19 protein-coding genes and 1 pseudogene are annotated in these 18,788 nt (G+C 70.7%); 13 read left to right on the forward strand and 7 right to left on the reverse strand.

The window, feature by feature from the left end; all coding sequences use genetic code 11:
• Positions 1-97: 97 nt before the first annotated feature.
• Entirely contained in the window at positions 98-907 is an 810-nt protein-coding gene (locus ACYVLP_RS01690) for an LLM class flavin-dependent oxidoreductase (RefSeq protein WP_460625603.1), read from the reverse strand.
• 211 nt (positions 908-1,118) lie between these two features.
• Here ACYVLP_RS01690 and ACYVLP_RS01695 point away from each other — a divergent pair, with 211 nt between their 5' ends.
• The gene (locus tag ACYVLP_RS01695; protein WP_460625604.1) at positions 1,119-2,567 is read left to right on the forward strand and encodes a M1 family metallopeptidase; all 1,449 of its coding nucleotides are present in this window, start codon (positions 1,119-1,121) and stop codon (positions 2,565-2,567) included.
• A gap of 19 nt (positions 2,568-2,586) precedes the next feature.
• On the opposite strand, the gene ACYVLP_RS01700 is transcribed toward ACYVLP_RS01695, so the two are convergent.
• The 3 genes and pseudogenes from ACYVLP_RS01700 to ACYVLP_RS01710 all read right to left on the reverse strand — a co-directional run.
• Positions 2,587-4,074: a vWA domain-containing protein gene (locus ACYVLP_RS01700; RefSeq protein WP_460625605.1), complete on the reverse strand. Its 1,488-nt coding sequence runs from the start codon at positions 4,072-4,074 to the stop codon at positions 2,587-2,589.
• Between the two features lie 190 nt (positions 4,075-4,264).
• Entirely contained in the window at positions 4,265-5,755 is a 1,491-nt protein-coding gene (locus ACYVLP_RS01705) for a hypothetical protein (RefSeq protein WP_460625606.1), read from the reverse strand.
• A 106-nt stretch (positions 5,756-5,861) separates the two neighbouring features.
• Positions 5,862-6,023 (reverse strand): annotated as a pseudogene (locus ACYVLP_RS01710) (acyl-CoA dehydrogenase family protein); the annotation flags it as partial.
• 571 nt (positions 6,024-6,594) lie between these two features.
• Here ACYVLP_RS01710 and ACYVLP_RS01715 point away from each other — a divergent pair.
• The 5 genes from ACYVLP_RS01715 (at position 6,595) to ACYVLP_RS01735 (ending at position 10,502) form a co-directional block, all read left to right on the forward strand.
• Positions 6,595-6,945 (forward strand): SHOCT domain-containing protein, encoded by a 351-nt coding sequence (locus ACYVLP_RS01715; protein ID WP_460625607.1) that lies wholly within the window; start codon positions 6,595-6,597, stop codon positions 6,943-6,945.
• Complete coding sequence (locus ACYVLP_RS01720; RefSeq protein ID WP_460625608.1) at positions 6,942-7,481, forward strand: hypothetical protein; 540 nt, start codon at positions 6,942-6,944, stop codon at positions 7,479-7,481. The genes ACYVLP_RS01715 and ACYVLP_RS01720 overlap by 4 nt, the downstream gene beginning before the upstream one ends.
• 66 nt (positions 7,482-7,547) lie before the next feature.
• Complete coding sequence (locus tag ACYVLP_RS01725) at positions 7,548-8,960, forward strand: pyridoxal phosphate-dependent decarboxylase family protein (protein WP_460625609.1); 1,413 nt, start codon at positions 7,548-7,550, stop codon at positions 8,958-8,960.
• A gap of 33 nt (positions 8,961-8,993) precedes the next feature.
• Positions 8,994-9,389: a MerR family transcriptional regulator gene (locus ACYVLP_RS01730; RefSeq protein WP_460625610.1), complete on the forward strand. Its 396-nt coding sequence runs from the start codon at positions 8,994-8,996 to the stop codon at positions 9,387-9,389.
• Between the two features lie 99 nt (positions 9,390-9,488).
• Positions 9,489-10,502 carry an aldo/keto reductase gene (locus ACYVLP_RS01735; RefSeq protein ID WP_460625611.1) on the forward strand — a complete coding sequence of 338 codons (1,014 nt, stop codon included), beginning with the start codon at positions 9,489-9,491 and terminating at the stop codon, positions 10,500-10,502.
• 121 nt (positions 10,503-10,623) lie between these two features.
• Here the strand turns inward: ACYVLP_RS01735 and ACYVLP_RS01740 are convergent, their stop codons facing one another.
• Entirely contained in the window at positions 10,624-11,412 is a 789-nt protein-coding gene (locus tag ACYVLP_RS01740) for a DUF5995 family protein (RefSeq protein WP_460625612.1), read from the reverse strand.
• 111 nt (positions 11,413-11,523) lie between these two features.
• On the opposite strand from ACYVLP_RS01740, the gene ACYVLP_RS01745 reads away from it, so the two are divergent.
• From ACYVLP_RS01745 to ACYVLP_RS01770, 6 genes are all read left to right on the forward strand, one after another.
• Positions 11,524-12,114, forward strand: a complete 591-nt coding sequence (locus ACYVLP_RS01745; RefSeq protein ID WP_460625613.1) for a hypothetical protein — start codon at positions 11,524-11,526, stop codon at positions 12,112-12,114.
• Positions 12,111-12,992 (forward strand): hypothetical protein, encoded by an 882-nt coding sequence (locus ACYVLP_RS01750; RefSeq protein ID WP_460625614.1) that lies wholly within the window; start codon positions 12,111-12,113, stop codon positions 12,990-12,992. Before ACYVLP_RS01745 ends, ACYVLP_RS01750 begins: the two co-directional genes overlap by 4 nt.
• 79 nt (positions 12,993-13,071) lie before the next feature.
• Positions 13,072-13,722, forward strand: coding sequence for an MBL fold metallo-hydrolase (locus ACYVLP_RS01755; protein WP_460625615.1), 651 nt, complete (start codon positions 13,072-13,074; stop codon positions 13,720-13,722).
• Positions 13,723-13,747: 25 nt separating this feature from the next.
• A complete protein-coding gene (locus ACYVLP_RS01760) occupies positions 13,748-14,554 on the forward strand; it encodes an ABC transporter ATP-binding protein (RefSeq protein WP_460625616.1) in 807 nt (268 codons plus the stop codon).
• Positions 14,530-16,101 carry a hypothetical protein gene (locus ACYVLP_RS01765; protein ID WP_460625617.1) on the forward strand — a complete coding sequence of 524 codons (1,572 nt, stop codon included), beginning with the start codon at positions 14,530-14,532 and terminating at the stop codon, positions 16,099-16,101. Before ACYVLP_RS01760 ends, ACYVLP_RS01765 begins: the two co-directional genes overlap by 25 nt.
• A 170-nt stretch (positions 16,102-16,271) precedes the next feature.
• Positions 16,272-16,646, forward strand: a complete 375-nt coding sequence (locus tag ACYVLP_RS01770) for a DoxX family protein (protein WP_460625618.1) — start codon at positions 16,272-16,274, stop codon at positions 16,644-16,646.
• Between the two features lie 118 nt (positions 16,647-16,764).
• Here the strand turns inward: ACYVLP_RS01770 and ppgK are convergent, their stop codons facing one another.
• Positions 16,765-17,526, reverse strand: coding sequence for a polyphosphate--glucose phosphotransferase (ppgK, locus tag ACYVLP_RS01775; RefSeq protein WP_460625619.1), 762 nt, complete (start codon positions 17,524-17,526; stop codon positions 16,765-16,767).
• A gap of 50 nt (positions 17,527-17,576) precedes the next feature.
• Positions 17,577-18,458 carry a type I methionyl aminopeptidase gene (map, locus tag ACYVLP_RS01780; protein ID WP_460625620.1) on the reverse strand — a complete coding sequence of 294 codons (882 nt, stop codon included), beginning with the start codon at positions 18,456-18,458 and terminating at the stop codon, positions 17,577-17,579.
• 77 nt (positions 18,459-18,535) lie between these two features.
• Between map and ACYVLP_RS01785 the strand changes: the two genes are divergently transcribed.
• Entirely contained in the window at positions 18,536-18,754 is a 219-nt protein-coding gene (locus ACYVLP_RS01785) for a methionine aminopeptidase (RefSeq protein WP_460625621.1), read from the forward strand.
• Positions 18,755-18,788: the final 34 nt, after the last annotated feature.

Consider the following 18,788-nt stretch of genomic DNA (forward strand, 5'->3'; position numbering starts at 1 on the left):
TCGGCCAGATGTGCGTTTGTCGAGCAGGACCAGCGGTCGGGCCCGCAACACATCGCCACGTGGTCGATTGTCGAGGTCCCTTGTCGCGCTGCTCGGCTTACTGGCCGGCCAGCTCGGCCACCACCGGGGCCAACCCCTCGGCGAAGTCGGAGCCGATGACGAAGTAGGAGTAGCCGATCTCCTCGCGCCGCCGCTGGATCTCCTCGATGGCCGCGGCTGGTTCCTCCGGAAGCACGGCCAGCGAGTCCGCCTCGCGCAACGCGGCCGGATCGGTGTCGCGCGGGGATGCCATGAAGGGCGCGACACCATCGCCGACGACCGGGACATGGAGCGCGAGCTCGATGTCCCGGACGGCGCGGAAGTCGCGTGCCAGCCCGGCGATGCCCGCACGGGTGTCGGTCGGAAACATCGCGAAGGTGACCGTGTCGGCGACCTCGACGGCAAGCGCTTGTGCCTTCGGACCCCGCACGGCCATGACCACCGGCGTGTGAACGTCGGGCCCGTCAAGGTCACGCAGCGTGGCCACCGTCTCACGCACCTGGGCCAGTCGCTCGCTGGGTGGCACGACCGGAATCTCCAGCCGGCGGAGCTCGTCCTCGATCCCTGGCCGCCCTGTACCGATCCCCATCTCGAAGCGACCCTCGGTGAGCACCGACAGCGAGTGTGCTTCCCACGCGGCGCTCCAGGCCGGGCGCAGCGGGGAGGCGTACACCCAGGTGCCGACGCGCAGGTCAGCCTGTGCAGCCGCAAGCGCGAGCGTCGGGGCGGGTGCCGGCTGCCACTGCGGCACGTCGGGCATCAGCAGCGTCGAGTAGCCGCAGTCGGCGATGCGGCGCACCTGGTCCCGCCACGTCGGCAGGTCAGTCATCACCGGGGCAACGACTCCGAATCGAAACGGTCTGGTCATATCTGCACTCCTTTCACCGAGGCGCGCCACCCGCTTCTTCAGCGCAGCAGGCTCCGACGTTACGGCGTCATCACTCACTCAACGAGCTGGGTGACCCTGTTGCGACAACGCGGCCCGAACGATGTGGTGGTGCTGCAGGAGTCGACGTCCTCGGCACCCTTGCCCGGGTCCCCGGCCGGGGCTAGCGTCGGACTACCGGGAGGGAGCCGCCATGGGGAGAGGCAGCAGGGCCGCCACCATCGCCGCGCTGGCACTGGCAGCGAGCGCCGGTTCCGCGATGGCCGCCGGCACGGTCGGCTCGCCCGGCGTCGGGGACCCCTTCTTCCCCCTGGCCGGCAACGGCGGCATCGACGTCACGAACTACAGTCTCGACCTGGCGTATGACCCGCAGAGCCGCCTGCTCTCGGGCACGGCCACCCTCTCGATCCGTGCGACTCAGAGCCTCAGCCGGTTCGACCTGGACCTGCGCGGCTTCGCGCTCGGCGCCGTCACCGTCAATGGCGCCGTGGCGTCGGTCGCGCGGGATGGCCAGGAGCTCGAGATCACCCCGACTCACGCCCTGCGCAGCGGCGACGCCTTCACGGTCGTCGTGCCGTATGCCGGTCAGCCCCAGACGGTCACCGACCCGGACGGCTCGAGCGAGGGCTGGGTCTACACCGCCGACGGCGCCGCGGTCGTCGGTGAGCCGCAGGGCTCGCCGGCGTGGTACCCCGCCAACGACACCCCTCGGGACAAGGCGACGTTCACGATCCGTATGACGGTGCCGTCCGGGATCACGGCAGTGGGCAACGGCTCGCTGCAGAGCCGGACGACCGCGAACGGGCTGGCCACCTTCACCTGGCGCGAGAGCTACCCGATGGCGCCCTACCTGGCGACGATCACGCTCGGCCGGTTCGACGTCACCACCGGCACGACGCCCAGCGGCATACCGACGTACGTCGCGGTGGACCCCCGCCAGGCGAGCTCGGCGTCCGCGGTCCTGCGCAAGCTTCCCGCGATGGTGTCGTTCCTGGAGAACCTCTACGGGCCCTACCCCTTCGAGACCGTCGGTGCGATCGTCGACGACGCTCCCCAGCTCGGCTACTCGCTCGAGACACAGACCAAGCCGGTGTTCGACGACGCACCGGACGAGGTCACCTTGCTGCACGAGCTCTCTCACATGTGGTTCGGCGACGCGGTCACCCTTGGCTCGTGGCCGGACATCTGGCTGCACGAGGGTTTCGCCACGTGGTCGGAGTGGATCTGGACGGAGCGGCAGGGTGGTAAGTCGGCGGCCCAGCGCTTCAAGCAGCTTGCCAACACCCCTGCACAGCGGACCGCGTTCTGGAACCCACCACCGGGTGACCCAGGAGACGCTCAGCACCTCTTCGACGGCACGATCTACGAGCGAGGTGCGATGACGCTGGAGGCGCTGCGCGAACGGATCGGCGACGCACCGTTCACGACCCTGCTGCGCACCTGGTATGCCGAGCACCGCTATGGCACGGTGACGACCGCGGAGTTCATCGCTCTCGCCGAGCGTGTGAGCGGACAGGACTTGCGTCGGTTCTTCGATGTGTGGCTCTACCAGCCGGGCAAGCCCCAGGGTCTGCCGGACGGGCCTGCCCTGGCCGGCGCCGTGTCGGACGCCCCGGCGGCGCGCACCGGGCCTTCGCACTGACGATGCGGCCGGCCGCGGCTCAGCGGGTGACGCGGTCGACCAGACGGACCAGCTCGGCCACGTCACGATCACCGTCGAGCGAAGCCGTCAGCGCGGCCGCCTGCTCCCTCAGGTCGTCGGGTCCGATCCGGGCTGACCACGGACCGCCCGTGAGGCGGTCGGTCAGCATGGCGACGACCAGGTCCTGACGCAGGCGCGGTGCGGCTTGCTCCACAGTCGGGGCGCATTCGATGTCCCGAAGCTGCCGGGTGCGCTCGACCGGTTCGCCGCTGCCGTCGAGGTAGCGGACGGTGGCCTTCACGAACGACAGGTCGCGCGCACCCTCGCGCAGCTCGACGTCGTACAGCGCGGTCGTGGAGTGGCCGGCGAAGACTTCGCCACCGTCGACCGCGTCGTTGCGGAAGTCCTGGTCCGCGACGTCACGGTTCTGGTAGCCCAGGAGCCGATAACCCGACACCTGGCTCGGGTCGAACTCGACCTGTGCCTTGGCGTCGCGCGCAGCCACCACGAGGGAGCCGGTGAGCCCGGTTGCGAACACTCGCTCGGCCTCGGCCGCCGTGTCGATGTAGACATGCCAGCCGTCGCCCCGGTCTGCGAGCTGCTCGAGGAGCTGGTCGTTGTAGGTCTCGATGCCCACGCCGACCGAGATCAGGTTCGTCCCTGCACGCGCTTGGGTGCTGATCCGCTCGAGGATCCCGTTGGGGCTGGTGTCGCCGACGTTCGCGACGCCGTCGCTGACCAGCACGACGCGCGACATCCGCCCTTCGGTGTGCATGGATCGGGCCAGGTTGTAGCCGAGTGTCAGGCCGGCCTCGGCGTTGGTGGACTCCTGCGGGTGCAGGGAGTCGACAGCCCTGTCGATCGCGAGGCGGTCCGAGGCCATGGTGGGCTCGAGGGCTACTTCAGCCTCGGTCGAGTAGCACACCATGGCCACGCGGTCTGTCGGCCGCAGCGACGAGGCCAGGGTCCGCAGGGCGACCTTCGTCGTGTCCATCTTGCCCGCCTCATCCATCGACCCCGAACAGTCCACGACCAGGACGAGGTCCGCGTCGGAGCGCGACTCGTTGTCGGCGTCCGCGCTCCGGATGCCGACCCGGACCAGGCGGTGACCGGCGCTGAACGGCAACACGGCCGCGTCGATGCTCACGTCGAGTCCCTCGCGTGGAGCCTGGTAGCCCTGCTCGAAGTAGTTGACGAACTCCTCGGTGCGTACCTCGCTCGGTGTGATCGCGCTGCCCTGGTTCACCGCGTCGCGGAACCGGGTGTAGGACCCGGTGTCGATGTCGAGCGCAAACGTCGAGAGCGCGTCAGCATGCGGGTCGGTCATGGTGACGTCGCGCGTCGCGGGCGCGTTCGGGGCGACGTGGCGCTGGCCTGAGCCTGGCCCGACCGACCCGCTGCCGCTTCCGTCGCTAGCCCCACCACCCCCACACGCGGCCACGGCCAGGGCGGTCACAACTGCGATGGCGGCGTGCGGAACCAGCTTGCGGTGCTTCGGTGCTCCCATGGCGATGCCCCTTGCCTCGTCCTCCTGATGTCCGTTGAGACCGACCGTAGGAGTGGATCGTTGCGCCAGACCGCGGGAGTTATCGGGACGTGACCGGAGCGATGACCCTTCGTGTCCGCTGAGATTCCGCTGTGACTGCCCGGTGACCGCGGCGTGACAATCCGGGGAGAAGCATGCGCGGCGATCGTCGTCAGATCCAGCCGGGCGGTGGCGGCACGACGATGCCGACGACCCCCGCCGGCCGGCCGACACCTCCGATGGGAATGACCGAGCCGGACCCAGCGCGTGCGGCGAGCTCGCGGCACTCGACGCCCCTGCACCAACGGGGCTGGACACCGCCTTGCTCCTGGCGCACGGCCATGAACAACGTGCTGGCCATGATCTGGCCGGAGCGGGTGTCCTTCACCGCCGGGTCCTGGTAGACGACGACCGTTGGCGCGACCGTCCCGGGATCGTGCGCCGTGGCGGCTGCCGCGATCGCCGCATACTGCATGCGCGTCGCCTGGTGCTCGCCGATGTCGGTGCGCCACGCAAGCACCCCACCAAGAGCGAGCACGGCGAGCAGCCCGGTAGCGATGCGGTGGCGCGGCAGACCACGCCCGCCCAGGTCGCCGGCCTGGAGCCGCCGCTGCCCGACGAGCAGGAGCGCGACGGGCAGCACCGCGACCAACCAGGTCCAGAGCTGGCCCCGGGCGTCGGTGACGACGCCGCTCACGAGGGTCTGGGCAGCGTCGAGACCGTAGGCGATGCCGAAGGCGACGAGAAGGCGCTGCAGACGTGGACGGACAGCAGCGTCCTGCCAGCCCACGAGGGTCGCGGCGAGGCCGACGAGCACGGCCCACCACTGGGCGGCCCAGAGGGTCCCGGCCGCCGCCAGCCAGCGCCCGGTGTTGTCCCGGAGGGCGTCGAGCGAGGTCAGCGGGTTGGAGCGGCGCCACGCAGCGAGCTGAAGGCCGAACTGGCCATTGAGGACCCAGTTGAGGGAGTAGGCCACACCAACACCGAGGGCGAACGCCCCGATCCACACGCCCGCTACGGCGAGCACCCGGCGCCAGGGGGCGTCACGCAGGAGCACGACGGCGAAGACCAGCAGGACGACGCCCACCGGCGGGTAGGTCAGCACCGCGGCGACCTCACCCACGAGGAGCCAGAGCCCGAGCCTCAGACGGGTGCGTGCGGCCCACGGCAGCAGCCACAGGGCCGTGGCGGCCATGAGGACCGACGGGGTCAGCGTGCCCGGCCAGTAGAGAAGCTGGACCCATACGGCCGAGGCGAAGAGCGCGACCCCGAGCAGTGCATCGACCGCGGGCCCGGGCCGGACTCCGGAGCGGTGGAGCGCCCGCCACATGCCCGCGACGAGCGCGGCATACCCGACGGCATACGTGAGGGCGGCTGTCGTCGGCGTGCCGTGCTGGCCGACGACGACCCACCACGCGGAGTTGAGCCACCGCCCTTCGCTGATGTCGTAGTAGCGGGTTGGAATCACACCCGGAGTGTTGGCCGGCAGAAGAAACGGCCAGTCGTCCTGGCGGATGAACGGGGTCACCGCCTGAGCGACGCCCCGGGTGAGCAGCACCGCGAAGGTGATGACCCCGACCACAAGAATGCGGCGGTCAGGGGAGGAGGGCAGCCAGCGCGAACGCCCGGTGGTGGCGGCGGGAGCTGAGGGCTGCGTCGTCATGGTGGGGCCGCTCATTGAGGTCGAGGTGCCAGTCAGGTCGGTCCGTTCCCCTCGACCATAGCCACGCAGAACGGTCGGGACGCGGCATTCATGGCGCGCCGCCGCCTCAGACGAAGGCGCTGAGGCCGGTGATCTCGCGGCCGACGATGAGGGTGTTCATCTCCCGCGTGCCCTCGTAGGAGTAGATCGCCTCGGCATCGCCGACGAACCGGCCCACGTTGCGGTCGATGAGGATTCCGTTGCCGCCCATCAGCTCTCGCGCCGTGGCCGCGTCGGTCGTGGCGCTCACTGGTTTCCCTTGCTCGTGGGGCTGCTCGTGGGCTGCTCGTCGGCTGCCCGTGGGTGTCGCACGTCGGTCGTGGTCCGCGGAGGGGACCCGCCTTCTCAGTCTTCGGCCAGAGCCGGGACACGTCTTTGGCCCTACGCACAACATCGGCTGCCGGTCGCGGTCCGTGGTGACAAGCGGACGCTGCGCCGCGCGACGAGGCCGGTCCGGATTGCGGCGCTGGCGCCGTTCAGAGAGCCGAGGTCAGAGATTTCTCACGCAGGGCTGTCATGATCCGCGGGCGTGGACGTCTCATATGCAGCCGCACCTCCCAAGGCGTTGCGGTGAGAGGTCCCGGTCAGCTTCGTGGAGGGGTCTGGCCGGGGCCTCGCCGGTCGACGGGGCCGGATGTGTGGATGCCCACCTCGTGAGCCACGCGGTGGGCATCCGCATCACCCGCTCACCGGTGCCCGTCCAGTGGGCACCCGCCCCTCCGCGCCGCTCGATCTGTCGATGCGGCATACGGCGGGTCGGCGTGCGGCATGCTGGTGCCCACGACCGAAGGGAGCCGCGCATGATCTTGGTGCCTAGGCAGCTGCAGCGTGTCGGGATCACGGGAGACGTGCCGTACTACGGGGGCCGGTTCACCGCCGAGCAGGCGTATGCCGCGGCGCACCCGTACACCGGCGGCCCGGGACCTCGGGCGACCCCGCGTTTCGGAGCCCGGCCCCGTCCGCCGGCACCCCCTGCCTCGCCGCCGGGCCAGCCGCCCCTGTCGTCACTGCCACCGCCGTCCGGCCCGCCTGTCTCGGCAGCACGCACCTCGCCCGCTCCCGACGCGCTTGCGTCGCTGCAGCACCTGCTCGACGCCGGGGTGATCACGCAGGACGAGTTCGTCCAGCTGCGCAACCGGGTGCGCGGGTGACGGCGCCCCAGCCTCCTGAGGGTGGCGACGCGGCAGCAGCGCGCGGGGTCGCCGGCCCGGTGCAGGTGCTCGTGGTCGGGTTCGACGAGGCGGCTGTGTCGGGCGACGTCGTCGCTGAGCTCAACCGGTTGACCGAGGCGGGGGTCGTGCGTCTCATCGACGTGCTGCTCGTGACCCGCGCCGCCGACGGCAGCCTCGACACGATAGCCCCACCGCCGGGCTCCGACCCCGGGCGCGGGCGCGTGGCGGCCGCACTGCTCGGAGTCCCGGCCGACGCGCCGGATGGGACTCCCGTAGACAGCGACGCCCGGCCCGGCGACACGTCGGCCCAGGAGGGATCGTGGTCACTCGACGAGTCCGTGCCGGCGGGAGGTGTCGCGGCGGTCGCGCTGGTGGAGCACCTCTGGGCGCAGCCACTCGTCGCCGCGCTGCGCGGCGCCGGGGCACGCCCCCTAGACGAGACCTGGCTGGCGCCCGAGGACGTCGCACTGCTCGACCAGCTGGTCAAGGCGAGGGCAGCGGGCCTGGACCAGTGATGTCCCCTGGCGGGGGACTTGCGCAAAGTGGTTGTGCAGGAGGGAGCCCCGGAGGAGCCTTCGGGCATGAGCGCTGAGCTGGGAGAGCTGTTCCGATGGGCTGCGCAGGTCGCAGCCGACCACCGCGACACCGTTGCCGGGCGACCCGTCCACCCGCGTCCCGCCCCGGCCGCGACCTCAGCGCTGACGCACCAGGAGCTCCAGCGCGACCCGATGGACGCCGATGACGTATGCCGCGAGCTGGCGGAGCGCGCCGGACCGCTTCTCGTCGGCACGGTCGGTCCGCGCTTCTTCGGGTTCGTCATCGGCGGCGCGTCTCCAGCCTCCTCGGCGGCGGACATCCTCACGACAGGCTGGGACCAGTGCGCGTACAACGAGGTGCTCTCACCGGCGGCGGCTGCCGCTGAGCGGGAGGCCGGGCGGTGGGCCGCCGCGGCTCTCGGGCTGCCCGCGGGGACGACAGTCGGGTTCGTCACCGGGGCGCAAGGCGCCAACACGGTTGGCCTGGCCGTCGGTCGCCACCGGGTGCTCGTCGATGCCGGCTGGGACGTCGCCCGCGACGGCCTGTTCGGCGCACCGCGAGTGCGCGTCGTGGCGGGGGAGGAGCGACACGCGACGATCGACCGCGCCTTGCGGCTGCTCGGCTTCGGGACGGCGAGCCTGGAGCTTGTCCCTGCAGCAGTGGACGGGTCGATCGACGTCGAGGCGCTGCGGACCGTTCTCGAGCGGGACCGGGGCCGGCCGACGATCGTCTGCCTGCAGGCGGGCAACGTCAACACCGGCGCGTGCGACGCGTTCGACCGGGCCATCCCGATGGCGCGGGAGGCCGGCGCCTGGGTCCACGTCGACGGCGCCTTCGGGCTGTGGGCCGCGGCCAGCCCCCGCACGGCGCACCTCGTGGCGGGCGTCGAGGAAGCCGACTCCTGGGGGTGCGACGCGCACAAGTGGCTCAACGTCCCCTATGACTGCGGCCTCGCGTTCTGCAGGCACCCGGACGACCACGCCTCGGCGCTGTCCTACACCGCGGCATACCTCACGGGCTCGGGCAGCACATCGGACTATACGCTCGGCGACATCGTGCCTGAGTCGTCCAGGCGCGCAAGGGGGTTCACGGTCTGGGCGGCGCTCCGCGAGCTAGGGACCGACGGGCTGGCGAGCCTCGTCGACCGCAGCTGCGACCTCGCCAGACGGATGGCCGACCGCCTGGCGGCCGGTGGCGCGATCATCCACAACGACGTCGTGCTCAACCAGGTGCTCGTCAGTGTCGGCGACCCCGCATCCACGGACGCCGTCGTCGACGCCGTCCAGCGCGACGGCACGTGCTGGGTGGGGGCGACGACGTGGCACGGCAGGCGCCTCATCAGGGTGTCGGTCTCGAACGCGACGACGACCGAGCACGACATCGACGTCTCTGCGGATGCGATCCTCCGCTGCGCCCAGCAGGTAGCGAGCGGCAGCACCGTCGGCGCGAGCTCTTGACTTCGAGTGCGCTCGAAGTCGGAGCATGGCCAGGTGACAGTCATCGCTCCCACAGCCGGACTCACCATCGCCGAGGCCGCCGAGCAGACGGGCCTGACCACCCACACGCTGCGGTACTACGAGCGTGACGGGCTGATGCTCCACGAGGTCGCCCGGTCCAGCTCGGGACACCGCGTCTACACCGAGCGTGACCTGACGTGGGTCGCGCTGCTGACCCGGCTGCGCGCGACGGGCATGCCGATCCGCGAGGTCAAGGCCTATGCGGCGCTCTGCCGTGAGGGCGACGGCAACGAGCTCGAGCGGCTGGCCCTGCTCGAGGCTCACCGTGCACGAGTGCTCACTCAGCTGGCCGAGGTGACCGAGCACCTCGGCGCGATCGACAACAAGATCGGCATCTACCAGGACAAGCTCGCCCGGCTGAGCGCCTGACACCGGCCGGCACCGAAGGCCCGTGGACGGCCAGGCCCCGACGTCCTCGAGATGGTGGTCCTTGACTTCGAGCGCACTCCAAGGTCTTGACTCGATGCCATGACCTCACCGGACAACGCTGGCCTCCTTCCTGCACGCACCCTTGGGACCGCCTCCCCGCTCACCGTCTCCGCCTTGGGCCTCGGCTGCATGGGCATGTCGGAGTTCTACGGCACCGGCGACGAGGGTGAGGGGATCGCGACGATCCATCGCGCCCTGGACCTCGGCGTCACCTTCCTCGACACCGCCGACATGTACGGCCCGTTCACCAACGAGCGACTCGTCGGCAAGGCCGTCGCCGGCCGGCGCGACCGGATCGTCATCGCCACGAAGTTCGGCAACGAGCGGGCCGAGGACGGCACCCGGCTCGGCATCAACGGCCGGCCGGAGTATGTGCACCAGGCCGCCGATGCCTCGCTCGAGCGCCTGGGGATCGACCACATCGACCTCTACTACCAGCACCGCGTCGACAAGAACGTGCCGATCGAGGAGACCGTCGGTGCCATGAGCGAGCTCGTCGCCGCCGGCAAGGTGCGACACCTCGGGCTGTCCGAGGCGTCGGCCGAGACGATCCGGCGGGCCCACGCCGTGCACCCGATCACCGCGCTGCAGACGGAGTACTCGCTCTTCACCCGCGACATCGAGGACGAGATCCTGCCGACGATCCGCGAGCTCGGAATCGGCCTCGTGCCGTACTCGCCGCTCGGGCGTGGGATCCTCACCGGCGCCATCACCGCCGACAGCCTCGAGGCCAACGACTCCCGCCGCACGGCATACTTCCCGCGGTTCCACGGCGAGGCCCTCGAGACCAACCTCGCCCTGGTGGCCCGCGTCCGGGAGCTGGCGGAGGCCAAGGGTGCGACGCCCGGACAGCTCGCGCTCGCATGGGTGCTGGCGCAGGGTGACGACGTCGCGCCGATCCCCGGCACGAAGCGCGTGAAGTACCTCGAGGAGAACGTCGGCGCGGCCGGTGTCTCCCTGTCGGCCGAGGACCTGGCGGCACTCGACGCCGCTGTCCCGCGAGATGCGGTCGCGGGTGCGCGCTACGGCGACATGTCGAGCATCGACGCCTGAGCATCCTCCACCACAGACGGGCGGCCGGGCCTCGGCGATGACGACACCGAGGCCCGGCCGCGCTCGGCCTCGTCGTTAGCCGGGCCGTCCCGCCGGGGTGCCGGGCGAGCAGGCGGGCGCGTCAGCCGGGAGCGACCTCGTCGCGGGAGACACCGACCGCGGGTGGGAGAGTCACACCGAAGCCGGCGACGGCCAGCCGAAGCAACACCTGACCCGGCGCGAGCAGGTCGGCGATCCGAGCGGCGCTGAGCACCTCCAGCTCAGCCAGCCGAGCGACATACGCCTGCGGGCCGGCCAGGCGGGCGACCTGGAGCTCGCCCGCGTTGTGCCAGACCTTCTGCCGCGCCTCGCGCAGGAACCGTTCAGATGCCCGCCGGTTCAGGGGCGTCAGCACCCGGTCGAGCACGCTCTTGGCGGTCCGGGCCGCGATCTCGGAGTCCTCGGCGGCCACCCGGCTGGACAGCACGCCGTCGATGCGCTCGTGGTCGCGGCGACGTTTGGCGAGCAGGACGGGGTCGGTGAAGTCGTCGTCGCTGATCACCGCCAGCAATGCCTGCGGCAGGTCGTAGTTGATGTGCGCGTTGATGCCGACGAGCACGTTGCGCAGGGCCGGCAGGTCCTGCGGCACGGCGAAAGCGAGGCGCCACGGGCGCGAGACACCCTGCCCGCCCGCGAGATCCGCATCCAGTGCCTCGAGGTAGAGGTCCGCGAACGCGACATCCCAGACCTCGACCCAGGCCGGGTCCTCGAAGGCCGCCCCGTCGATGGCCTTGCCGATGGCCTCCGTGGTGCGCAGGTAGGTCGCGAGGAAGTCGCGCTGGGCGAGCCGGTCGGGCGGCATCGCCGCAAGGCGCTCCCGCATGGCGCGCACGACATCGCCGACCGTCCGTCCACCGTCGCCCGTCGTCATCGTCCGCGATCTCCTCACCCCGCGGTCCGGCCCCTCCTATTCTGGGACCAGGGTCGCGCGGCGTCAGGCGAATCCGCACCTGCCGCCTCGTGACCGGCGTATGGAGGGGCGATGCACGAGCGGGCGAGGCGGGGACCGACGTCGTTCGACGCGGTCGCGATCGGTCACGCTGAGACCGACACGTGGGCCGCCTACTACCGGCGTGAGTGGATCACCTTCCTGCGCGGAGCGGTCCGCATGGTTCACGAAGGCTTCGGCATGAACCGGCGCGCCACCGTCGCCGGTGCATGGTTCGTGCTGCGGGCGAACCAGGCGTGGGCGCCGTACCCGGACAACGACCCGGCCCAGGCACGAGACCTGATGCATCGCTTCTACGCGCTCGTCATGGCGGACGCCGGACTGACGCTCGACCCACGGCGCGCCGCCGCGCTCGAGGTCGAGTGGTGGCGGGTGCACCGGGAGCACCAGCACGGCGGCGGCTCGGACGACCCGCTGGTCGGCGCGCTGGTCGACCTCTACTCGTACGTATATGGATCCCACCGAGACGCCGTTCATCCGGCCGCTCGCGCGCGCGTCGACGCGATGGACTACTCGGACCGTTGGGTGGCCGCCGGCTGCCGCCTGGACGACCCGCTCCTCGCGGCCGAGCGGCGGTCGCTCGTCGCCTCCTACAGCGCGTTGCTCGACGCGGTGTCCCGGTGACCGCCGTCGGCGGCGCACCGCAGGGGAGTATGCCGCTTGCGCCGCAGTCGGAGCTGCCTCGCGACGACCGTGTGCTGCCCACGACGCGGTGGCTGTCGGTGCTGATCACGCCGTTCCTGCTCGTGGCGTTCGTCCTGCTCTACGGGTTCCCTGGCGACACCGACCGTCTCTGGGCCTGGACGATCCGGCCGACGGTGACGTCCATGGTGCTGGCCTCTGCATACCTTGGCGGCGCCTGGTTCTTCGTCCGCGTGCTGCGCGAGCGTCGCTGGGCCGCAGTCGCCAACGGGTTGGTCGCCGTGACCGGGTTCGCCACCCTCCTTGCCATCGCGACGGTGCTGCACTGGGACCGGTTCAACCACGGCAGTCCAGCCTTCTGGATCTGGTCGGCGCTGTACGCAACGGCGCCCTTCCTCGTGGCCGGAGCCTGGTGGGTCAACCGCCGCACCGCCCGACCTCCGGCCCCGGACGAGCCGCGCCTCGGACCCGCGGCCCGATGGGGCGTCGGTGCGTTCGGGGCAGGGGGCCTCGTCCTGGGCGCGACGATGTTCGTCGCGCCATCCGCCGTCATCCCGGTCTGGCCGTGGCTCCTGACGCCGCTGACGTGCCGAGTGATCGGCGCGATCTTCGTGCTTGCTGGTGCGGCCGTCGGGGTCCTCTGGGACGCGCGCTGGGTGCGACTGCGTCTGCTGGCCGAGGTGGAAGCGGTCATGGTCGTGCTGATGCTCGTGGCCGCCCTGCGAGCCCATGCGCAGTTCATCGCGGGACGACCGATGGGCTGGCTCCTGCTGCTGGGAGCGCTCGTCGCGCTGGCGGGCGCCATCGCGCTGATGGTGACCTTCCGTGGCGCACCCAGCGAGCCCACCTCCGGGCCCTGAGGAGGCGAGACGGCGTACCCGGTGGCCACGCGCGGTGCCCGTCGTCCCGCGGCCCGGGTGGGCGTGATTAGGTGGGCTCATGCGCGTGACTCATCTCGGACATGCCTGCCTGCTCGTGGAGACCGCCGACCGCCGGATCCTCATCGACCCGGGCAGCTTCTCGTCGTTCGAGGACCTGCGCGACCTCGACGCGGTCCTCGTCACTCACAACCACGTCGACCACTTCGACCCTGAACGGGTGGCGACGCTCCTTCGCGGGAACCCGTCGGCCTCGGTTCACACCGACCCCCAGACGGCGGAGAAGCTTCGCGGGGAAGGGCTTTCGGCCACTCCCACCAAGGAGGGGGAGGACTTCGCCGTCGGCGACGTGTCGGTGAGCCCGGTCGGCGAGCTGCACGCGTTCAACCACGACGCGATGCCCCGCATCCCCAACGTCGGCCTCGTGCTGCGGGCCGACGGCGAGCCCACGCTCTTCCACCCCGGCGATGCCTACGACGGCGAGCCGGGCGAGGTGGACGTGCTGGCCCACCCGCTGAACGCCCCGTGGGCCGCGAGCCGCGACTCGATCGCGTTCGTGGCGCGGATCGCACCGAAGACGTTCGTACCGATCCACGACGCCCTGCTCTCCGACGTCGGCCGGAGGATGTATGCCGGCCACATCGAGCAGTTCTCGGGCGTCGCGGGGCTGACCTTCGTCGACCTGCGCGACGACGAGTCCGCGACCTTCTGACGCACCGCCACTTGGGGGAACAACCATGACCACTGACCCGGATCTGCCTGCGCCACATGGAAGTCCGGCCGACGGGCCAGCGATCGCCATGCGCGGCCTCGGCAAGCGCTTCGGCGATGTCGTCGCCGTCAAAGGCATCGATCTCGACGTCCCACGTGGCTCGTTCTTCGGGCTCGTCGGGCCCAACGGAGCAGGCAAGACGACCACGTTGTCGATGGTGACGGGACTGCTCCGTCCCGACGCGGGCCAGGCGTTCATCCTCGGCCGCGACGTGTGGGCCGACCCGGTCGAGGCGAAGCGCCTCCTCGGGGTGCTTCCGGACGGGCTCAAGCTCTTCGACCGGCTTACCGGCCTGCAGCTCATCACGTATGCCGGCCTGCTGCGCGGGATGCCACGTGACCTCGCGTCGGAGCGGGCGACCGAGCTGATCGAGGCCCTGGGACTCTCCGAGGCGCAGGGCAAGCTCGTCGTGGACTACTCAGCCGGCATGACCAAGAAGGTCACGCTGGCCTCCGCACTCGTCCACGCGCCGCGGGTGCTGGTGCTCGACGAGCCCTTCGAGGCCGTCGACCCGGTGTCCGCTGCGACCATTCGCTCGATCCTGGCCGACTATGTCGCCGCCGGCGGGACCGTGGTCCTGTCCAGCCATGTCATGGACCTCGTCGAGCGCATCTGCAGCCATGTCGCGGTCATCGCCGATGGCCTTGTCCTTGCTGCGGGCCCGCTCGAGGACGTGCGCGGCGGGCACTCCCTCGAGGAGCGCTTCGTCGACCTCGTCGGTGGGTCGACCGAGGTGGTGGGACTGTCGTGGTTGCGCACCTCGTCCGACTGAAGCTGTCGCTGCTGCGCAACATGTTCCGGCGTAGCCGCGCCCAGGCGATCGGTGCGGTCGTCGGGATCGTCTACTTCGGCTTCCTCGTCATCGGGCTGGCGATCCTGCTGGCCTCGTTCCGGACCTCCCTCGCCGACGCGCAGGTCGTCATCCCGCTCGCCGGCGCCGCGGGCATCGTGCTGTGGACCGCGTTGCCGTTGTTCTCGTTCGGCTCCGACCCCACCCTCGACCCGGGCCGGTTCGCCACCTTCGCCATACCGCCACGGACGCTCGCCGTCGGCCTCATCGCGGCGGCTCTGGTGGGACTGCCCTCCATTGCGACCCTGGTCATGGCGGCGGGCGTGGTCGTGGCCTGGTCGCACACCGTCGCGTCCACGATCGTGGGTGTCGTCGCGACGGCGTTCGGGGTGCTGACGGCGATCACGACGAGCCGATGGGTCTCGGCACTGGCGACCAACGCGGTGTCCAGCCGCCGCGGCCGGGACGTCGTGGCTGTGGTGGGCCTCGCGCTGCTCGTGCTCATCGGGCCGGCCATCTCCATCGTGGCGAACGTCGGCTCGAGCCAAGCCGACCTGGCCGCGTCGGTCGCGAAGGTCGTCTCGTGGACCCCGCTCGGATGGGCGTGGGCGGCGCCGGGGGACGTCGCGGCAGGCGACTGGCTCGTCGGCATGGTGCGGCTCGTGCTCGCCGGGGGTCTGCTGCTCGTCGTCGGCCGACTGTGGGCTCGGGTGCTGCGTCAGCAGGTCGAGAACCCCCGTGCCATCTCCCGGTCGGACTCGGCAACCGCAGCGGCCGGCGACCTGGGGCTGTTCCCGAGGTTCCCGGACACCCCGACGGGAGCCATCGCGGCCCGGGTGTCCACCTACTGGCGTCGGGACCCGCGCTACCAGATCAACCTCGCCATGACGCCGGTGCTGCCCCTGGCCCTGCTCATCCCGTTCTTCCTCGGCGACGTCGAGTGGACGCCTCTCGTCATGGGTCCGGTGCTCGCGTTCTTCATCGGCTTCAGCGAGCACAACTCCGTGGCCTACGAGGGGGACGCCTTCTGGCTCCACCTCGCATCAGGCGTGTCCGGTGCAGCGGACCGACGCGGTCGTCTGGTGCCCAGTGTGCTGATCGCTGCCGTGCTTCTGCCGATCTACACGGTCGCCGGTGTCTGGATCGGCGACCGCTGGGACCTGCTGCCCGGCGCGGTGGGTCTGTCGGCCGTCCTGCTCGGCGCCGGATACGGTGCCTCGAGCGTGATGAGCGTCGCGATGCCGTACCCCGTGCCGGCCTCGGGAGAGAGCCCTTTCAGCGCGCCGCCCGGCGCGGCCGGGGTGACGATGCTGTCCCAGACGATCGCCAGCCTGGGCACGTTTCTGCTGGCGGCACCCGTGGTGGCCCTCGGGTGGTTCGCCTGGCAGGGGACGTCATGGGCCTCCTGGCCCGCCGCCGTGCTCGGGGTGGCGCTCGGTGGGGTGTTCGCCTCGGCCGGGATCCGAATGGGCGCGCGGCTCTACGACAAGCGCGCGCCCGAGCTGCTCGCCGCTCTCCAGAAGAACTGACTCCCGCCGCGCAACACACCCGGTAACCGCAAGAGCCTGCCGGTTGCAACCGCCTGGAGTTTGCGACTTCCGGGTGTGTTGCGGGAGCACGCGCACGAAAGTGACCGTCATCCCGCCGCGCGCGCCTAGGCTCAGAGCACCTGTCGCGTCGTCGGAAGCGTGGCCCGCCCATGAACCTCGTCCTGTGGCTCGTCGCCGGACTGCTCACGGCTGTGTTCGGGACGACTGGGCTCCTCAAGCTGACACAGTCCAAGGACCACCTCGTGCGCTCGGGCATCACCTGGGTCGAGGACTTCAGCACGCCCGCCGTCCGGGGCATCGGTGCCCTCGAGCTGCTGGGGGCCCTCGCGCTGGTCCTGCCGACGGCCTTCGGCACCGCTGTCTGGCTGACCCCGCTGGCGGCGGCGGGCCTCGCTGTCCTGATGGCCGGGGCGGTCACCATTCACGTGCGCCGGCACGAGTTCTCGCTCGCCTTCGGCACCGGACTGCTCATGGTGCTCGCGGCGTTCCTCGCCTGGGGTCGTCTCGGCCCTTACCCCCTCTGACCGCTTGCTCTGCCCCTGCATCAAGCGACCACTCGACTCGGGTGGTCAGGTCGAGCAGTTGCCTGATACGGGCTCGATCTGGGTTTGTTCGCGCTCGGGCGTGTGTCGGTGGGGCCGCCTACCTGGCGAGGTCGACCGCCAGCCTGGCCGCACCGATGATGCCCGCCTGGTTGCGCAGCAGGGCCGGCACGATCGGGCAGCGCAGCTTGAGCTTGGGCAGGAACTCGTCGGACTCCTTGGAGATGCCGCCGCCGACGACGATGAGGTCCGGAGAGAAGAGCTTCTCGATGGTGTCGTAGTAACGCTGGAGCCGTTCGATGTACTCCTCCCACGTGAGGTGCTCGTTGTCCTTGACCGACGAGGCTGCTCGGTCCTCCGCGTCGTAGCCGTCGATCTCGAGGTGACCGAGCTCGGAGTTGGGCACGAGCCGGCCGTCGTGGATCAGGGCCGACCCGATGCCGGTGCCCAGAGTGGTGAGGATGACCAGGCCGGTCACTCCCTTGGCGGCGCCGTAGTAGAGCTCGGCGAGACCGGCGGCGTCGGCGTCGTTGAGGACGGTCACCGCGCGCCCGGTGTGCTTCTTGATCAGCGCCTCGGCGTCGGTCGCGATCCAGGTCGGGTCGATGTTCGCAGCCGACAGCACCGTGCCGCGGATCACGACCGCAGGCACCGTGACACCGATGGGGGAGTCGCCTGTCACGTCGGCGAAGGAGTCGACGATCTCGTCGACGACCTCGGCCACGGCGTCGGGGGTGGCCGGCTGGGGCGTGAGGATCTTCAGCCGCTTTCCCGCGAGCTCACCGCTCTTGAGGTCGACGGGCGCCCCCTTGATGCCGCTGCCGCCGATGTCGATTCCGAGGGGCGTGCCCTTCTTGCCCATGGTCCCTGCTTCCTTGTCGAGGACGTGGTGGGTTGCTGCTGTCGAGCTGGCTATGGGGCCGGCGCCGCGTCCGGGAGGGTGAGGATCTCGTTGCCGTCGCCGGTGATGACGATGGTGTGCTCGAACTGTGCCGAACGACTGCCGTCCTTCGTCACGACCGTCCACCGGTCGTCCCACATCTCCCACTCGTGGGTGCCGAGATTGAGCATCGGCTCGATGGTGAACGTCATGCCGGGCTCGATGACGGTGTCGTAGTGGGGTGCTGCGTCGTAGTGCGGGACGATGAGGCCGGAGTGGAACTCCAGGCCGATGCCGTGGCCGGTGAAGTCGCGGACGACGCCGTAGCCGAAGCGCTTCGCGTAGCTCTCGATGACGCGCCCGATCACGTTGATCTCACGGCCGGGCTGGGCTGCGCGGATGCCGCGGAGCATCGCTTCGCGGGTGCGCTCGACGAGCAGGCGCGACTCCTCGTCGACGTCGCCGACGAGGTAGGTCGCGTCGGTGTCACCGTGGACCCCGTGGATGTATGCCGTGACATCGATGTTGACGATGTCGCCGTCCTCGAGCGGGCGCGCGTCCGGGATGCCGTGGCAGATGACCTCGTTGACGCTCGTGCAGACCGACTTGGGAAAAGCCTTGTAGCCCAGCGGGGACGGGTAGGCGCCGTGGTCGAGGAGGTACTCGTGTGCCACTGCGTCGAGAGCGTCGGTCGTCACTCCAGGCGCGATGTGCGCGGCCGCCTCGCCCATGGCGTTGGCAGCGACCCGCCCGGCGATGCGCATCTTCTCGATCGTCTCGGCGTCCTTGACGTGCAGGTCGCCGTCCTCGCGGGGGTTGGGCACATCGACGTAGTGCGGCCGCTCGATCGAGGCCGGCACGGCACGGCGCGGACTGAGGGGGTACGGAGACACCCTGGGTTGGAGCAACGGCATACGGTGGAGTCTAGGTCGTCGTGGGGACCCGTCCACGTGGGGCGCTCACGACGCGGACCGTGGAGAAGGAGGCGACAGTGAGCTACTGGTACAACGTCGACACCGGCAAGGTGGAGACCGACGAGAACCGAAGCCGCGGCGAGCTGGTGCTCGGCCCCTACGCGACGGAGGAGGAGGCTCGGCGCGCGATCGAGACAGCCAATGCCCGCACCGAGAAGTGGGACGAGGAGGATCGGGCCTGGCGCGACAAGGGGACCTCCGGCACCCGCTGGGACGACGAGGACATCGACGACTGACGTAGCGACCGGCCTCACCAGGGGTGCCGCCGGC

The organism is Intrasporangium mesophilum, assembly GCF_054783095.1.

Coding starts and splice junctions, on each gene's coding strand:
- ppgK (WP_460625619.1), bottom strand. CDS start 17,526: ATGGGCAAGAAGGGCACGCCCCTCGGAATCGACATCGGCGGCAGCGGC.
- ACYVLP_RS01740 (WP_460625612.1), bottom strand. CDS start 11,412: ATGACGACGGGCGACGGTGGACGGACGGTCGGCGATGTCGTGCGCGCC.
- ACYVLP_RS01700 (WP_460625605.1), bottom strand. CDS start 4,074: ATGGGAGCACCGAAGCACCGCAAGCTGGTTCCGCACGCCGCCATCGCA.
- ACYVLP_RS01760 (WP_460625616.1), top strand. CDS start 13,748: ATGACCACTGACCCGGATCTGCCTGCGCCACATGGAAGTCCGGCCGAC.
- ACYVLP_RS01690 (WP_460625603.1), bottom strand. CDS start 907: ATGACCAGACCGTTTCGATTCGGAGTCGTTGCCCCGGTGATGACTGAC.
- ACYVLP_RS01695 (WP_460625604.1), top strand. CDS start 1,119: ATGGGGAGAGGCAGCAGGGCCGCCACCATCGCCGCGCTGGCACTGGCA.
- ACYVLP_RS01725 (WP_460625609.1), top strand. CDS start 7,548: ATGAGCGCTGAGCTGGGAGAGCTGTTCCGATGGGCTGCGCAGGTCGCA.
- ACYVLP_RS01755 (WP_460625615.1), top strand. CDS start 13,072: ATGCGCGTGACTCATCTCGGACATGCCTGCCTGCTCGTGGAGACCGCC.
- map (WP_460625620.1), bottom strand. CDS start 18,458: ATGCCGTTGCTCCAACCCAGGGTGTCTCCGTACCCCCTCAGTCCGCGC.
- ACYVLP_RS01745 (WP_460625613.1), top strand. CDS start 11,524: ATGCACGAGCGGGCGAGGCGGGGACCGACGTCGTTCGACGCGGTCGCG.
- ACYVLP_RS01715 (WP_460625607.1), top strand. CDS start 6,595: ATGATCTTGGTGCCTAGGCAGCTGCAGCGTGTCGGGATCACGGGAGAC.
- ACYVLP_RS01735 (WP_460625611.1), top strand. CDS start 9,489: ATGACCTCACCGGACAACGCTGGCCTCCTTCCTGCACGCACCCTTGGG.
- ACYVLP_RS01705 (WP_460625606.1), bottom strand. CDS start 5,755: ATGACGACGCAGCCCTCAGCTCCCGCCGCCACCACCGGGCGTTCGCGC.
- ACYVLP_RS01770 (WP_460625618.1), top strand. CDS start 16,272: ATGAACCTCGTCCTGTGGCTCGTCGCCGGACTGCTCACGGCTGTGTTC.